1 protein-coding gene is annotated in these 744 nt (G+C 75.0%); it reads right to left on the bottom strand.

Annotated elements, in window-relative coordinates:
- Positions 1 to 540, bottom strand: a 540-nt coding sequence (locus FOE67_RS27520; RefSeq protein ID WP_182667522.1) for an AMP-binding protein, incomplete at its 3' end; no start/stop codon positions are given.
- Positions 541 to 744: the final 204 nt, after the last annotated feature.

The raw sequence follows: 744 nt of genomic DNA, 5'->3' as shown, positions 1-744 counted from the left end.
CGGTACGGGGGGCACGGCGGGGTCCCCGTCGGACGGGAAGGAGGTCATGTCCCCAGGGTACGGGCGCGAGCGGACCGCTTCCCGCTCCGTGAGATCGTGCCACCAGTGATCCCGGCCCGGCGTCCAGGGCACCGGTCGGGCGTGGTGGTGCACCACCACCACACCGCCCACCCCGGAGCAGCCTGCCAGGGCGCGATCCAGCGACGCCTTGACCGCCACCGGCCGGCCGTCCCCCGCCAGGGCGTCGGGGGTGACGACCACCCGCGCGCCGGAGGTCCGCAGTCGGTGCGCCAGCCGGGCGGGCGGCTCGTCCGCCGCCATCGATACCCGCACGGCCTGGAGGTGGACACAGGCCAGCGTGACGATGACCGATTCCAGCCCCATGGGCAGGAGGACCGCGACCCGGGAACCGGCCCGCACGCCGAGCCCGGCCAGCGCCCGGGCGGCGCGTCCCCCCTGGTCCAGCAATTCCGCGTGGTTCAGCACATCCGTCGGTCCCGGATCCTCCGGCCCCGACTCCCCGTGGTGTTCTACAGACATGCGCGGAGCCTGCCGCAAGGTGATTGACGTCCGATAAACGCCCCCGTCCGGGGACGGATCGCCGCCCGGCGTTCCCCGCCCGTCACGGCCCGCGTGGTATGCGTCCCCCATGCGGGAAACAGAGCGGAACACACGGCCGCGGGCTGCAAAGGCGCACGGGGACCCACGCCCCCCGGAGCCGGCGACCGACGGGAGGGCGGGGCC

Origin of the sequence: Streptomyces calidiresistens, assembly GCF_014141525.1 — a bacterium.
Classification (GTDB): Bacteria; Actinomycetota; Actinomycetes; order Streptomycetales; family Streptomycetaceae; genus Streptomyces; species Streptomyces calidiresistens.
The sequence above is the reverse complement of the archived record's forward strand: the minus strand, read 5'-3'. Positions and strand labels throughout refer to the sequence as shown.